The sequence below is a fragment of the Streptomyces sp. NPDC004284 genome, from assembly GCF_042874035.1.
Classification (GTDB): Bacteria; Actinomycetota; Actinomycetes; order Streptomycetales; family Streptomycetaceae; genus Streptomyces.
This window is the reverse complement of record NZ_JBIAMJ010000010.1, coordinates 230,982-247,582: the sequence shown is the minus strand read 5'-3', so window position 1 is coordinate 247,582 and position 16,601 is coordinate 230,982. Positions and strand designations below refer to the sequence as shown.

The 16,601-nt window shown below is 74.3% G+C and carries 13 protein-coding genes and 2 pseudogenes; 10 read left to right on the top strand and 5 right to left on the bottom strand.

The window, feature by feature from the left end; translation table 11 throughout:
• Positions 1 to 506: FAD-dependent oxidoreductase (locus ACFYUS_RS25620; RefSeq protein WP_388856468.1), on the bottom strand; the 506-nt coding region annotated here is incomplete at its 3' end.
• 282 nt (positions 507 to 788) lie between these two features.
• Positions 789 to 1,133: pseudogene (locus tag ACFYUS_RS25615) on the bottom strand (aquaporin); the annotation flags it as partial.
• Positions 1,134 to 1,259: 126 nt separating this feature from the next.
• Between ACFYUS_RS25615 and ACFYUS_RS25610 the strand changes: the two are divergent.
• The 3 genes from ACFYUS_RS25610 to ACFYUS_RS25600 all read left to right on the top strand — a co-directional run bounded on the left by ACFYUS_RS25610 (position 1,260) and on the right by ACFYUS_RS25600 (position 4,876).
• A complete protein-coding gene (locus ACFYUS_RS25610) occupies positions 1,260 to 1,676 on the top strand; it encodes an arsenate reductase ArsC (RefSeq protein WP_388856466.1) in 417 nt (138 codons plus the stop codon).
• Positions 1,677 to 1,748: 72 nt separating this feature from the next.
• Positions 1,749 to 2,663, top strand: coding sequence for an oxygenase MpaB family protein (locus ACFYUS_RS25605; protein ID WP_388856463.1), 915 nt, complete (start codon positions 1,749 to 1,751; stop codon positions 2,661 to 2,663).
• Complete coding sequence (locus tag ACFYUS_RS25600) at positions 2,645 to 4,876, top strand: tetratricopeptide repeat protein (protein ID WP_388856461.1); 2,232 nt, start codon at positions 2,645 to 2,647, stop codon at positions 4,874 to 4,876. The genes ACFYUS_RS25605 and ACFYUS_RS25600 overlap by 19 nt, the downstream gene beginning before the upstream one ends.
• Positions 4,877 to 5,059: 183 nt before the next feature.
• On the opposite strand, the pseudogene ACFYUS_RS25595 reads toward ACFYUS_RS25600, so the two are convergent.
• Positions 5,060 to 5,162: pseudogene (locus ACFYUS_RS25595) on the bottom strand (dipeptidase); the annotation flags it as partial.
• A 103-nt stretch (positions 5,163 to 5,265) separates the two neighbouring features.
• On the opposite strand from ACFYUS_RS25595, the gene ACFYUS_RS25590 reads away from it, so the two are divergent.
• From ACFYUS_RS25590 to ACFYUS_RS25575, 4 genes are all read left to right on the top strand, one after another.
• Entirely contained in the window at positions 5,266 to 6,822 is a 1,557-nt protein-coding gene (locus tag ACFYUS_RS25590) for a phytoene desaturase family protein (protein WP_388856459.1), read from the top strand.
• 215 nt (positions 6,823 to 7,037) lie between these two features.
• Positions 7,038 to 8,072, top strand: coding sequence for an L-threonine 3-dehydrogenase (tdh, locus tag ACFYUS_RS25585; RefSeq protein ID WP_388856456.1), 1,035 nt, complete (start codon positions 7,038 to 7,040; stop codon positions 8,070 to 8,072).
• A gap of 3 nt (positions 8,073 to 8,075) precedes the next feature.
• Positions 8,076 to 9,275, top strand: a complete 1,200-nt coding sequence (locus tag ACFYUS_RS25580) for a glycine C-acetyltransferase (protein WP_388856453.1) — start codon at positions 8,076 to 8,078, stop codon at positions 9,273 to 9,275.
• Positions 9,276 to 9,317: 42 nt separating this feature from the next.
• Positions 9,318 to 10,247, top strand: a complete 930-nt coding sequence (locus tag ACFYUS_RS25575; protein WP_388856450.1) for a LysR family transcriptional regulator — start codon at positions 9,318 to 9,320, stop codon at positions 10,245 to 10,247.
• 4 nt (positions 10,248 to 10,251) lie between these two features.
• Here the strand turns inward: ACFYUS_RS25575 and ACFYUS_RS25570 are convergent, their stop codons facing one another.
• On the bottom strand, positions 10,252 to 12,015 hold the full coding sequence (locus ACFYUS_RS25570) for a serine hydrolase (protein WP_388856448.1): 1,764 nt from the start codon (positions 12,013 to 12,015) through the stop codon (positions 10,252 to 10,254).
• 217 nt (positions 12,016 to 12,232) lie between these two features.
• Between ACFYUS_RS25570 and ACFYUS_RS25565 the strand changes: the two genes are divergently transcribed.
• From ACFYUS_RS25565 to ACFYUS_RS25555, 3 genes are all read left to right on the top strand, one after another.
• The gene (locus ACFYUS_RS25565) at positions 12,233 to 13,345 is read left to right on the top strand and encodes an NAD(P)H-dependent flavin oxidoreductase (RefSeq protein ID WP_388856445.1); all 1,113 of its coding nucleotides are present in this window, start codon (positions 12,233 to 12,235) and stop codon (positions 13,343 to 13,345) included.
• Positions 13,342 to 14,892 (top strand): acyl-CoA synthetase, encoded by a 1,551-nt coding sequence (locus tag ACFYUS_RS25560; protein WP_388856442.1) that lies wholly within the window; start codon positions 13,342 to 13,344, stop codon positions 14,890 to 14,892. The genes ACFYUS_RS25565 and ACFYUS_RS25560 overlap by 4 nt, the downstream gene beginning before the upstream one ends.
• A 146-nt stretch (positions 14,893 to 15,038) precedes the next feature.
• The gene (locus ACFYUS_RS25555; protein WP_388856440.1) at positions 15,039 to 15,707 is read left to right on the top strand and encodes a hypothetical protein; all 669 of its coding nucleotides are present in this window, start codon (positions 15,039 to 15,041) and stop codon (positions 15,705 to 15,707) included.
• Here the strand turns inward: ACFYUS_RS25555 and ACFYUS_RS25550 are convergent, their stop codons facing one another.
• Positions 15,708 to 16,547, bottom strand: a complete 840-nt coding sequence (locus tag ACFYUS_RS25550; protein ID WP_388856437.1) for a nitroreductase/quinone reductase family protein — start codon at positions 16,545 to 16,547, stop codon at positions 15,708 to 15,710.
• Positions 16,548 to 16,601 lie beyond the last annotated feature (54 nt).

The following is a 16,601-nucleotide window of genomic DNA, read 5'->3' as shown; positions in this document are numbered from 1 at the left end:
AGTCCGTCGCCGCCGGCCGGGGCCGGGGTGGACCACGTGCCGGAGGCGTCGATCACCGCGCGGGCGAGGACACGCTCCTCACGCCCGTCGCCGTGCCGGACGTGCACGGTGAAGGGCTGGGCCTCGCGGTCGGCGTCCACGACGCGGTCGCGGCCGGCGCGGGAGACGCCGGTGACCGTGACGCCGGTGCGGACGCGGTCGCCGAGGACGTCGGCGAGCGGCTGGAGGTACTGCTCCGCCCAGTCGCCGCCGGTCGGGTAGGTGCCCGGGTCCGGCCTCACCCAGCCGGCCGGGGCCAGGAGCTTCTCGGCGGCCGGGTCGGTGAGCTCGCTCCAGGTGGAGAAGAGCCGCACGTGCGACCACGCGCGCACCGCCGCGCCCGCCCGCTTCCCGGCCTCCAGGACCAGCGGCTCCAGACCGCGGTCGACGAGGTGCGCGGCGGCCGCCAGTCCGACGGGGCCGGCCCCGATGACCACGACGGGCGGCTGTTCCTCGGTGGGGTGCACGGCGGACTCCTTGCTTCGATGTTCGTCGATGTGTCGAAGGAGGCCGGGCTGCTCTCCTCCGAACGGCGCGGCACCTGGGTCTACTACCGCGTGGAGCCCGCCGTCCTGGCCGCGATGGGGCAGCTGCTCACCCGGGCGGCCGCCGTATGGCCGCCCCCGCCGGCACGGCCGCCCCCGCCACCGTGGTGCCGCTCACCGCCGACCACGCCGACGCGGTCCTCGCGATCTACCGGGCCGGAATCGACGAGGGCAACGCCACCTTCGAGACCATCGCCCCCACCCGGTCACGCCGCCGCCCTCGCGGCGGGTGGTCCACCATTCCGCCAGGCTGACCGCCGGGTTGAAGTGCGCGCCCGAGACCGGGCCGAGGAGGGCGATCAGGACGCCGAGGCCGAGGCCGAAGACGGTGGCGGTGGAGTTGGCCGGCAGCCGGAGGGCGACGTCGTTGGTGAGCCGCGTGGCCTGGACTCCGGAGCCGACGACGACCGCCACCAGGCCGGCGGTGCCGACGAGTTCGGCGGCGGCGCGCGCGCCGAGCGGGCTGCGGGGCGCGGCGGCGGGAGGCACGGGCCTCGGCGACGGGAAGGCGAGGGCGACGCCGCCGGTGGCGGGCCCGGTGACGGTCATGGACAGGGTCTCCTGGAGTCGGATCACGGGCGAGCGGGGGCACGATCCGGGGGCGCAGGGGGCCGCCGGGCGTCCGCATCGGAGCAGTATGGTCTCCCTGGCCATGCCGTCCCCGAGGAAGTGCCCATGACCGCTCCGCTCGCCTCCGTGCTCTTCGTCTGCGTGCACAACGCCGGCCGCTCCCAGATGGCCGCCGGGTTCCTGCGCCACCTCGCCGGCGACCGCGTCGAGGTCCGCTCCGCCGGTTCCGTCCCGGGCGACCGGGTCAACCCGGCCGCGGTCGAGGCGATGAAGGAGGCCGACGTCGACATCGCCGCCGCCACGCCGAAGATCCTCACCACCGAGGCCGTCCAGGCGTCCGACTACGTCATCACCATGGGCTGCGGCGACGCCTGCCCGGTCTTCCCCGGCAAGAAGTACCTCGACTGGTCCCTGGAGGACCCGGCCGGCAAGGGCGTCGAGGCCGTCCGCCCCATCCGGGACGAGATCAGGACCCGCGTCGAGGCCCTGATCGCCGAGATCGACGCGCGGCGCGAGGCCTGACCCGCCGCCGGCGCCGAAGACGACGCCTCCCGACCGGTTCCGAGGGAACGGTTCCGGCGTAGCCTGAGCGCCATGAGGCAGGACGCCGACCCCGGGCTCTTCGGCCCCCGCTCCGTGACCTGGCAGCTGCACAGCGACCCGGTGATGTGGATCGCCGGCGTCCGGGCCCTCTGGCTCCAGGCGCTCCACCCCGTCGCCGTCCGCGGCGTCATGATCAACAGCGGTTTCCGGGACGATCCCTGGGGCCGGCTGATGCGGACCGCGAACTTCGTCGGGACCCTCAGCTACGGGACCACCGAGGCCGCCGAGGCGGCCGGCGCCCGCGTCCGCCGGATCCACCGGCTGCTCGGCGTCGACGACCCCGAACTGCTGCTCTGGGTCCACTGCGCCGAGACCGACTCCTACCTCTCGGTCGCGCGCCGCTCCGGGATCCCCCTCACCGACGCCCAGGCCGACCGGTACGTCGACGAGCACCGCACCTCCGCCCGGCTCGTCGGCCTCGACCCGGACACCGTCCCCGCGTCCACCGCCGAGCTCGCCGTCTACTTCGACACGGTCCGCCCCGGCCTCGCCGCCGGGCCGGACGCCCGGACCGTCGCGGACTTCCTGCGCCGCCCGCCCGTCAAACCCGTCCTGGTCCCGGCGCGCGAGGTGATCTGGCGGCGCGTCGCCGCGCTCGCGTACGACACCCTGCCCCTCTACGCCCACGCGCTCTACGGCCGGCCCGCCCCGCCGCCGGAGACCGTCACCCGCCGCCTCGCCGCGACGGCCAACCTCCTGCGCTGCGTCCCCTCCCGCCTGCGCTGGCGTCTGCCGCCCCGGCACATCCTGCGCGCCACGGACCGGCTCGGCCCGGAGACCCGGCCCGACCCGTACGCGTACCCCGCCCCGTATTCACCGTCCGACCCGGCGGCCATACTGGAGGAGCCGAGGAGGCAGTACGGAATCGACGGGGGCGGCAGCACGCGATGGGGGACTCCAGACTGATCCAGGGCCGGTACCGCCTGCACGAGGTCATCGGTCGCGGGGGCATGGGCGAGGTGTGGCGCGCCACCGACGAGGCGCTCGGGCGCGGCGTCGCCGTGAAGTGCCTCAAACCGCTCGGACCGCAGCAGGACCCGCAGGTCCTCGCCGTGGTCCGCGAGCGCTTCCGCCGCGAGGCCCGGGTGGCGGCGGCGCTCCAGCACCGGGGCATCACCGTCGTGCACGACTTCGGCGAGTACGAGGGCGTGCTCTTCCTCGTCATGGAGCTCCTGGAGGGCCGCAACCTCAGCCAGCTCCTCGTCTCCAACGACCAGCACCCGCTGCCCGTCCAGGACGTCGTCGAGATCGCCGACCAGGTCGCCGACGCCCTCGCGTACACGCACCGGAGGGGGATCGTCCACCGCGACCTCAAGCCCGCGAACATCATGCGGCTGCGGGACGGCACGGTGAAGATCTGCGACTTCGGGATAGCGCGACTCGGCACCGACATGGGCTTCACCTCCAAGCTCACCGGGACCGGCATCGCCATGGGGACGCCGCACTACATGTCCCCGGAGCAGATCGGCGGCGGCGGGGAGATCGACCACCGCAGCGACCTCTACTCGCTGGGCTGCGTGCTGTACGAACTGGCCACCGGCGCCCCGCCCTTCGACCTCGGCGACTCCTGGGCCATCCTCATCGGCCACCGGGACACGGTGCCGAGCCCGCCGCGCGCGCTCCGCGCCGAGCTGCCCGACTACTTCGACCGGATCGTCGTCGACCTGCTCGCCAAGGCCCCGGAGGAACGGCCGGCCGACGCGGGCGACCTGCGCCGCCGGATCGTCTCGGGCCGCTTCGGCACGGGCTCGTTCCCGCCGCCCGCCGAGACGCCCGCGCGCCCCGCCCTGCCGCCGACCGTGCCCATGCCCGTACCCGAGGCACCGGCGGCCCCCACGCCCGCGTGGGTCCGGGGAATGACCGGCGGGCACCGCCCCGCGGCCGCCGACGGGCCGCGCCCGGCCGCCCACGACCCCGCCGCGGCCGTCCTCACCACCGAGTGGACCACCGGGGCGCCCGGCCCCACCCCGCCGCCCGCCCCCGCGCCCACGGACGAACTGATCGCGGTGCTCGCCGGCCGCTTCCGGGCCGGGATGGGCCTCGGCAGACTCGGCCGCTGGGACGAGGCCGAGTCCGTCCACCGGTCCGTCGCCCGGGACCGCGCCCGGGTCCTCGGCGAGGACCACCCCTCCACCCTGACCAGCCAGTACGAGGTCGGCTTCGCCCTCGCCCGGCTCGACCGCCCCGCCGACGCCCTGCACGTCTTCGGGAAGGTCGCCGAGGCGCGCGCCCGCGTGCTCGGCGACGACCACCCCGACACCCTGGCGGCACGGCAGGAGCGGGCCTACGCCCTGGGCCGCCTCGGACGGCACCCCGAGGCGTACGAGGTGTACACGGAGGTGATCGCCGCCCGCGAGCGGACCGTCGGCCCCGACCACCCCGACACCCTGCGCTGCCGCCACAACCTCGCGTTCACGCTGGGGCGCCTCGGCCGCCTGGAGGAGTCGTACCGCACGGCGCACGAGGTCGCCGAGGCCCGGGCCCGGCTGCTCGGCGAAGCGCACCCCGACACCCTCGTGACCCGCCACGAGGTGGCGTTCACCCTCACCCGCCTCGGACGCGGAGAGGAAGCGCTCGCCGAGTACCGCGCGGTCGCCGACGCGCGCGCCTCGGCCCTCGGCCCCGACCACCCGGACACCCTCGCCGCCCGCTACGACACCGGGGTCTGCCTCGGCAGGCTCGGCCAGGCCGCGGACGCCCTCGACGTCTGCCGCGACCTCGTCGCCGCCCGCACCCGCGCCCAGGGACCCGACGCTCCGGAGACGCTGCGCGCCCGTCAGGCCCTCGCCGTCAACCTCGGCCGGCTCGGACGCTGGACGGAGGCGCTCGCCGAGTCCCGGAGCGTGCACGCCGACCGCGAACGGGTCCTCGGCGCCGACCACCCCGACACGCTCACCAGCCGCTGGGAGACGGCCGTCGCCCTCGGCAGGCTCGACCGCTGGGAGGAGGCGCTCGCATGCCACCGCGTGATCGCCGCCACCCGCACCCGCCTCCTCGGCCCCGCACACCCCGACACCCTCGCCGCCCTCGACGACGAGGCCCACAGCCTGGAGCGCCTCGGCCGCCACACGGAAGCGGCCGCCCTCCTCATGAAGGCGGCCACCGCGCCGGAGGCGTGACGGCGGTGTGACGGCGGGGAGGCGGCGCGGAATCCGGGGCCGTGACGGGCCGACCGGCCCGGCTGGGCACCGGCCTGTCGACGGCCGTCGGGCCCGCGGGGCGATCAGTCCGGACGATGTGCGTTCCTTCGGGCCGTACGGGGCCTCCGCCGCGCCCGTCGTCAGGGCCCGGTAGCGGTCGCCGAAGGTCCGGTTCCCGCCCGTCGGACCCGGCCGGGGTCAGGTCGACGGCAGTCCCGGTGCTGTGCGGGGCGATCTCGGGCGGGGAGACGTACCGGCTCGCCGCCGGGTCCTGCCTGCTCAGGCGGCAGAACGATCTCAGTCATGCCGTGGTCATGGCGCATGACGACGGTCTTCCCCCGGTACGCGGGCGCGTGTGAGCATGAGCCATGACCGACCCCCACGCCCCCGCCGCAGCCCGCTCGTACGACGCCGTCGTCGTCGGAGGCGGTCACAACGGCCTTGTCGCCGCCGCCTATCTGGCCCGTGCCGGACGCAGCGTCCTGGTCCTGGAGCGGCTCGGCACCACCGGTGGGGCGGCCGTGTCGACGCGGCCGTTCGCGGGGGTCGACGCGCGGCTCTCCCGGTACTCGTACCTGGTCTCGCTCCTCCCGGAGAAGATCGTGCGGGACCTCGGACTGCGGTTCGCCGTGAGGAAACGGTCCGTCTCCTCGTACACCCCGAAGGGCGACGGAGGCCTGCTCGTCGGCGGCGGGCCCGACCGCACCCGGGCCTCCTTCGCCGCGCTCACCGGCTCCGACCGCGCGTACGAGGCCTGGCAGGGCTTCTACGCGCGGACCGGCGAGGCGGCCCGCCGGATCTTCCCCACCCTCACCGAACCCCTCCCCACCCGCACGGAGCTGCGCTCCCGCGTCGACGACGCCGACACCTGGCGGATCCTCTTCGAGGAGCCCCTCGGCGTCACCGTCGAGAAGACCTTCGCCGACGACCTCGTCCGGGGCGTGGTCCTCACCGACGCGCTCATCGGGACCTTCGCCGACGCCCACGACCCGACGCTCCTCCAGAACCGCTGCTTCCTGTACCACGTCATCGGCGGCGGCACCGGCGACTGGGACGTGCCCGTCGGCGGCATGGGCGCCCTCACCGACGCCCTCGCCGACGCCGCCCGCGCGGCAGGGGCCCGCATCCTCACCGGCCACGAGGCCACCCGGATCGAGACCGACGGTCGCCGCGCGGCGATCACGTACCGCACCGCCGACGGGGAAGGCACCGTCGAGGCGGAGCGGGTCCTCGTCAACGCCTCCCCGCAGGAGCTCGCCGCCCTGCTCGGCGAGACGCCCCCGCCCGCCCCGGAGGGCGCCCAGCTCAAGGTCAACATGCTGCTCACCCGGTTGCCGAGGCTGCGCGACCGCTCCGTCGACCCGCGCGAGGCCTTCGCCGGCACCTTCCACATCGCCGAGGGGTACGGGCAGTTGGCCACCGCCCACGCCGAGGCCGTCGCCGGGCGCCTGCCCTCCGCCCCGCCGTCCGAGATCTACTGCCACTCCCTCACCGACCCGACGATCCTCGGCCCGGAACTGGCCTCCACGGGCCACCAGACGCTCACCCTGTTCGGCCTGCACACCCCCGCCCGGCTGTTCACCGCCGACAACGAGGGCACGCGCGCGAAGCTCCTGGCCGCGACCCTCGCCCAGCTCGACGCCCACCTGGACGAGCCGATCGCCGACTGCCTCGCCCTCGACGCGGAGGGCCGCCCCTGCGTCGAGGCGAAGACCCCGCTCGACCTCGAACGCGAGCTGCGGCTGCCCGGCGGCCACATCTTCCACCGCGACCTCTCCTTCCCGTACGGGGAGGAGGGCACCGGCCGCTGGGGTGTCGAGACCCCGCACGCCAACGTCCTGCTGTGCGGTGCGGGCGCGATCCGCGGCGGGGGAGTGAGCGGCATCCCGGGCCACAACGCGGCGATGGCGGCGCTCGGACGCTGACGCGAAGGGGCCTGCCCGCACGGTCGTCTCTCCGTTCGGCCCCGTTGACGTCGCCCTGTCCCCGCCTGGGGTGTGAAGCTGATCTGCGAGCGCGCTTAAGAAATCCTCGATGGACCGCAAGCCTCGCGTACGGAAGATTCTCTTCCAGGGATCTTGGGCGCACAGTCGTGCCCGCACCCACACATCACAGGACACGCACGTCGGGAGCCGTTGCATTGAAGGCGCTGGTCAAGCTGAACGCGGAGCCGGGACTCTGGCTCACGGACGTGCCCGAGCCGGAGACCGGCCCCGGAGACGTCCTCATCAAGGTCAAGCGGACCGGTATCTGCGGGACCGACCTGCACATCCGCTCCTGGGACGGCTGGGCGCAGAAGACGATCGCCACGCCGCTGACGCTCGGCCACGAGTTCGTCGGCGAGGTCGTCTCCGTCGGCCGTGACGTCGCGGACATCAACGTCGGCGACCTGGTCAGCGGCGAGGGCCACCTCGTCTGCGGCAAGTGCCGCAACTGCCTGGCCGGCCGCCGCCACCTCTGCCGCGCCACCGTCGGCCTCGGCGTCGGCCGGAACGGCGCCTTCGCCGAGTACGTGGCGCTGCCCGCCTCCAACGTGTGGGTGCACCGCGTCCCCGTCGACCTCGACGTCGCCGCGATCTTCGACCCCTTCGGCAACGCCGTGCACACGGCCCTGTCCTTCCCGCTCGTCGGCGAGGACGTCCTCGTCACCGGCGCCGGCCCGATCGGCATCATGGCCGCCGCCGTCGCCAAGCACGCCGGCGCCCGCAACGTCGTCATCACCGACGTCAGCGAGGAGCGCCTCGCCCTGGCCCGCAAGACCGGCGTCTCGCTCGCCCTCAACGTCGCCGAGCAGACCATCGCCGACGGCCAGCGCACGCTCGGGCTCAAGGAGGGCTTCGACGTCGGCCTGGAGATGTCCGGCAACCCCCACGCGATGCGCGACATGATCGCCAACATGACCCACGGCGGCAAGATCGCCATGCTGGGCCTGCCCGCCGAGGACTTCGCCGTCGACTGGGCGAAGGTCGTCACCTCCATGATCACCATCAAGGGCATCTACGGCCGCGAGATGTTCGAGACCTGGTACGCGATGTCGGTGCTCCTGGAGGGCGGTCTGGACCTCAGCCCGGTCATCACCGGCCGCTACGACTACACCGACTTCGAGGCCGCCTTCGACGACGCGGCCTCCGGCAAGAGCGGCAAGATCATCCTCGACTGGACCACGGGAGCCTGACCCATGTTCGATTCCGTACGCGACTCCGTCCGCGCCACCCTCGAAGAGATCGAGCAGGCCGGACTGCACAAGCCCGAGCGGGTCATCGGCACCCCCCAGTCCGCGACCGTCGAGGTCACCGCGGGCGGCCGCCCCGGCGAGGTGCTCAACTTCTGCGCCAACAACTACCTGGGCCTCGCCGACAATCCCGAGATCATCGCCGCCGCCCACGCCGCGCTCGACCGCTGGGGCTACGGCATGGCCTCCGTCCGCTTCATCTGCGGCACGCAGGAGGTGCACAAGGAGCTGGAGGCCCGCATCTCCTCCTTCCTCGGCCAGGAGGACACGATCCTCTACTCCTCCTGCTTCGACGCCAACGGCGGCGTCTTCGAGACGATCCTCGGCCCCGAGGACGCCGTCATCTCCGACGCCCTCAACCACGCCTCCATCATCGACGGCATCCGCCTCTCCAAGGCCCGCCGCTTCCGCTACGCCAACCGCGACATGGCCGACCTGGAGCAGCAGCTCAAGGAGGCCACGGACGGCGGCGCCCGGCGCAAGCTGATCGTCACCGACGGCGTCTTCTCGATGGACGGCTACGTCGCCCCGCTCGACGAGATCTGCGACCTGGCCGAGCGCTACGACGCCATGGTCATGGTCGACGACTCGCACGCGGTCGGCTTCGTCGGCCCCGGCGGCCGCGGCACCCCCGAGCTGCACGGCGTCATGGACCGCGTCGACATCATCACCGGCACCCTCGGCAAGGCCCTCGGCGGCGCCTCCGGCGGTTACGTCGCGGCCCGCGCCGAGATCGTCGCCCTGCTGCGCCAGCGCTCCCGCCCGTACCTCTTCTCGAACACCCTCGCCCCGGTCATCGCCGCCGCCTCCCTCAAGGTCCTCGACCTCCTGGAGTCCGCCGGCGACCTGCGCGAGCGCCTCAACGCCAACACGGCGCTGTTCCGCTCCCGCATGACCGAGGAGGGCTTCGACATCCTCCCCGGCGACCACGCCATCGCCCCCGTCATGATCGGCGACGCCGCCGAGGCCGGCCGCATGGCCGAGCTGCTCCTGGAGCGCGGCGTGTACGTGATCGGCTTCTCGTACCCGGTCGTGCCGCAGGGCCAGGCCCGCATCCGCGTCCAGCTCTCCGCCGCCCACTCGACGGAGGACGTGAACCGGGCCGTGGACGCCTTCGTCGACGCCCGGGCGGCGCTGCGGGGCTGATGCCCTGCGAGGCCGGTGTCCGCAGGCTGAGACACTAGGAGCATGATCGAAGCGCGGCGGTTGCACATCCTCCGTGCGGTGGCCGACCACCGCACGGTCACGGCGGCGGCCGCCGCGCTCTATCTCACCCCCTCCGCCGTCTCCCAGCAGCTCGCCGCCCTGGAGCAGGAGACCGGCCACCGGCTCGTGGACCGCAGCGCGCGCGGCGCGCGCCTCACCCCGGCCGGCGAGATCCTGCTGAGCCACGCCAACGCCGTGCTCGCGCAGCTGGAGCGCGCCGAGGCGGAGCTCGCCGCCTACGGCTCGGGCGAGGCCGGCACGGTCACGGTCGCCGCGTTCGCCACCGGCATCGGGCTCGTCGTGGCCCCCGCCATCACGGCCCTCGCCCGCACCGCGCCCGGCATCCGGGTCCGGGTCCGGGACGCGGAGGGCGACGAGAGCCTGCTCATGGTCCTGGACCGGCAGGTCGACGTGGCCGTCGCGGTCGAGTACCGGGGCGCGCCCGGCGAGGACGACGCCCGGCTCACCCGCGTCCCGCTCTACGCCGAGCCGTTCGACGCGGTCCTGCCGCCCGGCCACCCCCTGGCGGTCGGCGAGCGGGTCGCGCTCGCCGACCTCGCCAAGGACGACTGGATCGGGCAGTCCACCGGCAACCCCTGCCACGACGTGACCGTCCTGGCCTGCGAGTACGCCGGGTTCGCCCCGCGCTTCGCGCATGTCTCCGACGACTTCCGGGCCGTCGCCGCCCTCGCCTCGGCCGCCGCCGGAGTGGCGCTCGTCCCGCGTTCGGCGCTGCGCGGGATGGACCTCTCCGGCGTCGAGGTCCGCCCCGTGGACGGGGTCGCCCCCACCCGCCGGGTCTTCGCGGCGGTACGGCGCGGAGCCGAGGAGCACCCCCTGATCAGCCCGCTCCTGACGGAGCTCCGCACGGCGGCGGCACCGGAACAGGCGGAAGCCGGACGGACCGCATAGGGCTTCAGTCGGCGGACGCCGTCCACCCCACCGCCTCCATCCGCGCCCCGTCCGCCGGCCGGGCCTCGTCGAAGAGCGGTCGTCCGGCGGCGTCCAGCACCCGCAGCCCGTCCACGTACACCCCGCGCCCGACGTACCGCGTGTCCGTCGCGTACCGCCAGCGCAGCCGTACGGGGAAGGGGCCGGGCTCCGGCACCTCGGCCGTGAGCCGGTGCCAGACGCGGCCGGACCAGCCGCCGACCGCCCCGGCCGGATGCGGCTCCGGCGCCCCTCCGGGGCGTACGGTGACGAACGGCACCGGCTCCCAGGTCTCCCCGCCGTCCCGGGAGGCCTCCAGGCGGGCGGTGTCCGCGCCCGGTTCGGTGTCCCACCACAGCGCGCACTCGACGCGGGCGGCGCCCGGGACCGGGGGCAGGGTGAGCGTGCCGGTGCTGCCGCTCGCCATGCCGGAGAACCACGGGAGTCCCCCCTGCCCGGGCGAAGCCGAGAGCTCGGGGGCACGACGACCCCGGGCCGGACGTACGGGCACCGCCCTGGCCAGCCGGTCCGCCATGGCGACGCGGGGCGCGGAGCCGGAGCGCCAGGAACGCACCGGGTGCACGGAGTTGCCGAGCACGATGAGGAACGCGTCGGTCGTCGGGTCCAGGACGAGGCTGGTGCCGGTGAAGCCGGTGTGTCCCGCCGTGCGCGGGGTGGCCATGGCGCCCATGTACCAGTGCTGGTAGAGCTCGAAGCCGAGCCCGTGCCCGTCGCCGGGGAAGGCGGTGTTGAAGTCGGTGAACATCAGCTCCACGGACGCGGGGGAGAGGATGCGGGCCCGGCCGTACGCGCCGCCGTTCAGCAGGGTGCGGGCGAGGACCGCGAGGTCCCAGGCGCGGGAGAAGATCCCGGCGTGGCCCGCGACGCCGCCGAGGCCGTAGGCGTTCTCGTCGTGGACCTCGCCCCGGACCATGCCCCGGTCGAGACCGGACCAGGGCGGCCGGGCGTCCTCGGTGGCGGCGATCTCCGGGCGCCAGGAGAGAGGTGGGTTGAAACGCGTGCGGTGCATCCCGAGCGGAGCGGTGATCCCGTCGTGGAGCAGGGCGTCCAGACCGTGACCGGTGATCTCCTCCAGGATCAGCTGGAGCGAGATCAGGTTGAGGTCGGAGTAGAGGTACGCGGTCCCCGGCGGGCTCGCCAAGGCCTCGGCCCACAGCAGCCGCAGCTTCCCCTCCCGCGTCGGCTCCCGGTGGAGCGGGATCCAGGGCCGGAACCCGGAGGTGTGGGTGAGCAGCTGCCGCACGGTGACGTCCTGCTTCCCGCCCCCGCCGAACTCCGGCAGGTACGCGGTGACCTTCGTCTCCAGTTCCAGTGCCCCGCGCTCGATCTGCTGCACCGCCAGGATCGAGGTGAACAGCTTGGAGACCGACGCCAGGTCGAAGACGGTGTCCTCGGTCATCGGGAGCTGCCGCTCGGGCGGGAGCTCGACACCGGTGTCGGTCTTCTCGTCGTACGCCGCGTACCGCACGGCCGAGCCGATCGCCCGGTGCAGGGCGACCGTCCCGCCCCGCCCGGCGAGGAGCACGGCGCCCGCGTACCAGGGGTGCGTGGGGGAGGGCGCGAGGAAGCGCTCGGCCTCCGCGACCAGGTCGTCCAGGTGCGTCGCGAGCAGCCCGGCCCGCTCCGCCGATCCGCGCCGCAGCGTGGTCCGCCGCGCGGCACCGCTCGTGGCTCCCGGTCCTGCCCCGCGCTCCGGGGAGGCCGCCGCCCCCGGCACCGCACCGATCATCAGCGCACCTCCGAGGGCCGTCACCCGCCGCCGAACGCGCGGCGGCCCGGCCCTCCGTCTCGTACCGCGTCCTCCGTCATGCCCACCCTCTCCCACCGGGCGCGGCGGTGAAACACCGGCGCACCGGCACGCACCGGCCCGCATCGACCCCAAAGAATCTGACGTTGCGTCAGAAAACCTCTTCCCTCCACCGCGCCGCTGCGGCATCCTGCCGCCCATGGAGACGGAGCTGAGTCGCACACTGGGGATCGAGCACGCCATCTTCGGCTTCACGCCCTTCCCCGCGGTGGCCGCCGCACTCACCAGAGCCGGCGGCTTCGGCGTCCTCGGCGCGGTCCGCTACACCGCGCCCGACGACCTCGCCCGCGACCTCGACTGGATGCAGGAGCACACGGACGGCCTGCCCTACGGCCTCGACGTCGTGATGCCCGCGAAGAAGGCGGTCGAAGGGGTCGGCGAGGCCGAGATCGAGGCGATGATCCCCGAGGAGCACCGGGCGTTCGTCCGCGCCACCCTCGCCAAGCACGGCGTGCCCGAACTCGCCGAGGGCGAGGCCTCCGGCTGGCGGATCACCGGCTGGATGGAGCAGGTCGCCCGGAGCCAGCTCGACGTGGCCTTCGACTACCCGATCAAGCTCCTCGCCAACGCCCTCGGCTCGCCGCCGCCCGACGTCGTCGCCCGCGCCCACGACCACGGCGTCCTCGTCGCCGCCCTCGCCGGAAGCGCCCGCCACGCCCGCCACCACGCCGACGCCGGCATCGACATCGTCGTCGCCCAGGGGTACGAGGCGGGCGGCCACACCGGCGAGATCGCCTCCATGGTCCTGACCCCCGAGGTCGTCGAGGCGGTCTCCCCGCTGCCCGTGCTCGCCGCCGGCGGCATCGGCAGCGGCGAGCAGATCGCCGCCGGGCTGGCCCTCGGCGCCCAGGGCGTCTGGCTCGGCTCGATCTGGCTCACCACCACCGAGGCCGAGCTGCACTCCCGCGCCCTCACCGCCAAGCTCCTCGCCGCCGGCTCCGGCGACACGGTCCGTTCCCGCGCCCTCACCGGCAAGCCCGCCCGGCAGCTCCGTACCGAATGGACCGACGCCTGGGACGACCCGGCGGGACCCGGTGCGCTCCCCATGCCGCTCCAGGGGCTCCTGGTCGCCGAGGCCGTCTCCCGCATCCAGAGGTACGAGGTCGAGCCGCTCCTCGGCACCCCCGTCGGACAGATCGTCGGCCGGATGAACTCCGAGCGCAGCGTCCAGCAGGTCGTCGACGAGCTCACCCGCGGCTTCGAGAAGGCCGTCGACCGCATCAACCGCATCGCCGGACGGAGCACCCCGTGACGCAGACGCCCCCCGGATTCTGGGCCCAGGCCGCCGCCGACCCCGAGCGCACGGTCCTCGTCGCACCCGACGGCGAGGAGTGGTCCGCCGGCCGGCTGCACGCCGAGGCCAACCGGCTCGTCCACGGGCTGCGCGCGGCCGGACTGGAGCGCGGCGACGCGTTCGCCGTCGTCCTGCCCAACGGCCCCGAGTTCTTCACCGCCCATCTCGCCGCCACCCAGGCCGGGTTCTACCTCGTCCCCGTCAACCACCACTTCGTCGGCCCCGAGATCGCCTGGATCGTCGCCGACTCCGGCGCGAAGGTCCTGGTGGCGCACGAGCGGTTCGCCGAGGCCGTGACCCTCGCCGCCGACGAGGCCGGGCTCGCGCCCAGCCACCGGTACGCCGTCGGGGCGATCCCCGGCTTCCGCCCGTACGCCGAACTCCTCGACGGCCAGGACGGATCCGCCCCGGCCGACCGCACCCTCGGCTGGGTCATGAACTACACCTCCGGCACCACCGGCCGGCCCCGGGGCATCCGCCGCCCGCTCCCCGGAAAGCTCCCCGAGGAGACCCATCTCGGCGGCTTCCTCGGCATCTTCGGCATCCGGCCGGCCGACGGCAACGTCCATCTGGTCTGCTCGCCGCTCTACCACACGGCCGTGCTCCAGTTCGCCGCCGCCGCCCTGCACATCGGGCACCCGCTGGTCCTCATGGACCGGTGGACGCCCGAGGAGATGCTCCGGCTCATCGATCGGTACGACTGCACCCACACGCACATGGTCCCCACCCAGTTCCACCGTCTGCTCGCCCTCCCCGCGGAGGTGCGGGAGCGGTACGACGTCTCCTCCATGCGCCACGCCATCCACGGCGCCGCGCCCTGCCCCGAGCACGTCAAACGGGCGATGATCGACTGGTGGGGCCGGTGCGTCGAGGAGTACTACGCGGCCAGCGAGGGCGGCGGGGCCTTCGCTACCGCCGAGGAGTGGCTCAAGCGGCCCGGGACGGTCGGCAGGGCCTGGCCGATCAGCGAGATCGCCGTCTTCGACGACGACGGGAAACGGCTGCCGCCGGGCGAACTCGGCACCGTCTACCTCAAGATGAACACCGGCGGCTTCCAGTACCACAAGGACGAGGCGAAGACCGCGAAGAACCGCATCGGCGACTTCTTCACCGTCGGCGACCTCGGCGTCCTCGACGAGGACGGCTACCTCTTCCTCCGCGACCGCAAGATCGACATGATCATCTCCGGCGGGGTCAACATCTACCCCGCCGAGATCGAGGCCGCGCTGCTCGCCCACCCCGCCGTCGCGGACGCCGCCGCCTTCGGCATCCCGCACGCCGACTGGGGCGAGGAGGTCAAGGCGGTCGTCGAGGCGGCCGAGGGGTACGAGCCGGGGCCCGCGCTCGCCGCCGAGATCCTGACCCACTGCGCCGACCGCCTCGCCGGCTTCAAACGCCCGAAGTCGGTCGACTTCGTCGAGGTCATGCCCCGCGACCCCAACGGCAAGCTGTACAAGCGCCGCCTCCGCGACCCGTACTGGGAGGGGAGGGAGCGCCCGCTCTAGGAGGCCTCCTGCCGGCGGCCCGTCCCGGTGCCGCGGACGGGCGCGTCCTTCGTCCCCCTCGTCCTCCTGCCCGTCGCCCGCGAAATCCGGCCTCCGGCGGACGCGCGCCGGGCTAGGGTGCGGCGGATCGGGGATGCGAGGGGCGTGTGGAACAGCGGGTACGGGTGCACAAGGTCCGTTTCGGCGGCGGCGAGCTCAGGGTCGTCCGGCCGGACCCGGCCCCGGCGGGGCTCGCCCTGCGCGACGACGGCCACTGGCTGTCGATGTACGCCGACCGGGACGGCGCCGAGCGGCTGGCCGCGCTGTGGGCGCTGGCCGCCCGCTCGGCCCGGTCCCTGGTCCACCTCCCGATCCGGGCCAACCCGGCCCCCGGCGGGGCCGTGGGGGAGGGCGAGCCGGTCGCGCTCGACCTGGTCCTGGTCCACCACAGCCTGCAGTTCCCCACCGCCGCGTGGAAGCAGGTCCGGGCCCGGCTCGGCGCCGGCAGGCCGCACACCGCCGCCACCCCGGACCGCGACTTCCCCGACGAGAGCGCCATCGACCACGAGCGCCGGTACCACCCCGCGTACCGGGACCACCTCGGCTTCGACATCGCCGCCCGCACCCTCTTCGTCGTGGGCAGCGCCACCGCCTTCCGCGAGCACGGCACGGCGCTCCGCCGCCTCGTCGACGAGGCCCCGTCCCACCGGCACCGCCATCCGGGCTCCGGGCACTTCTGCGTGGAGTTCAGCTCCGGCCCGTGGACCCGGCCCCGGACCCGCCGGCACGTGCCGGGCGTCCTGCACGTCGAGTACCGCGAGGACCGACGTGCCTGACTAGCGCTCCGGCGCCAGGGCCGGGAGCAGCTGGGACTCCTCGTAGGCGAAGTGCTCCTCCAGGCCCGTCGCCAGGCGGTCGACCTCGGTGCGCAGGGTCGCCGGGTCGGCGCCGGAGGCCAGCAGGGTCTCCAGCTCGTCGACCGTGCGGGCGACCACCTGGTGCTCCCGGCGCATGCGGTCCAGGGAGTCGGCGAGCTCGGGGAACCGGCGCTCCAGGAGGTCGAAGACGCCGTCCTCGTTGTGGTGGTGGGCGTGGAGCGCGCCGCAGAAGGCGAGGCAGTGGCGGGCGAGCTGCCGCCCGAGCGCGGGCGCCGGGGAGTCCAGGCCCTCGCGGAGCGCGGCGAGTTCGGCGCGGAGTTCGTCGTGGACCTTGACGAGGTGGGCGGCGATCGCCCGGTGCCGCGCGGGGTCGGTGAGGTCCGCCCGGTGCAGGGCGACGACGGGGATGACCCGGTCCGTGCCGGCCTGGTAGGCGGCGAACGCGGGATTCCGGGCGGACTGCTCCGCGTACAGCCGGTCCCGCTCCTCGCCCTCCGTCACCACCGCCCTCGCCGCGAAACGTTCGACGGTCCCCTCGGGGGTGCCGAGTTCGACGGTGACGTGGGCGTCGGCGCGGAGGTTGTGGAACCAGGCCGGGTGCTTCGGTCCGCCGGCGTTCGAGGCGAAGACGAGGAGCCGGGCCCCGTCGCGCACGTACACGGCGGGGTGGGTGCGGGGCCGTCCGCTGCGCGCGCCGGTCGTGGTGAGGAGGAGCAGGGGGACGCCGTCGAACATCCCGCCCACGCGGCCGCCGTTGGCGCGGAACTCCTCGATGACCCGCTCATTGAAATCGGACATGACGGTGCCCTTCGGTAGCATCGGTCACGACAGATCTATTTGCTTTGAAAGCAA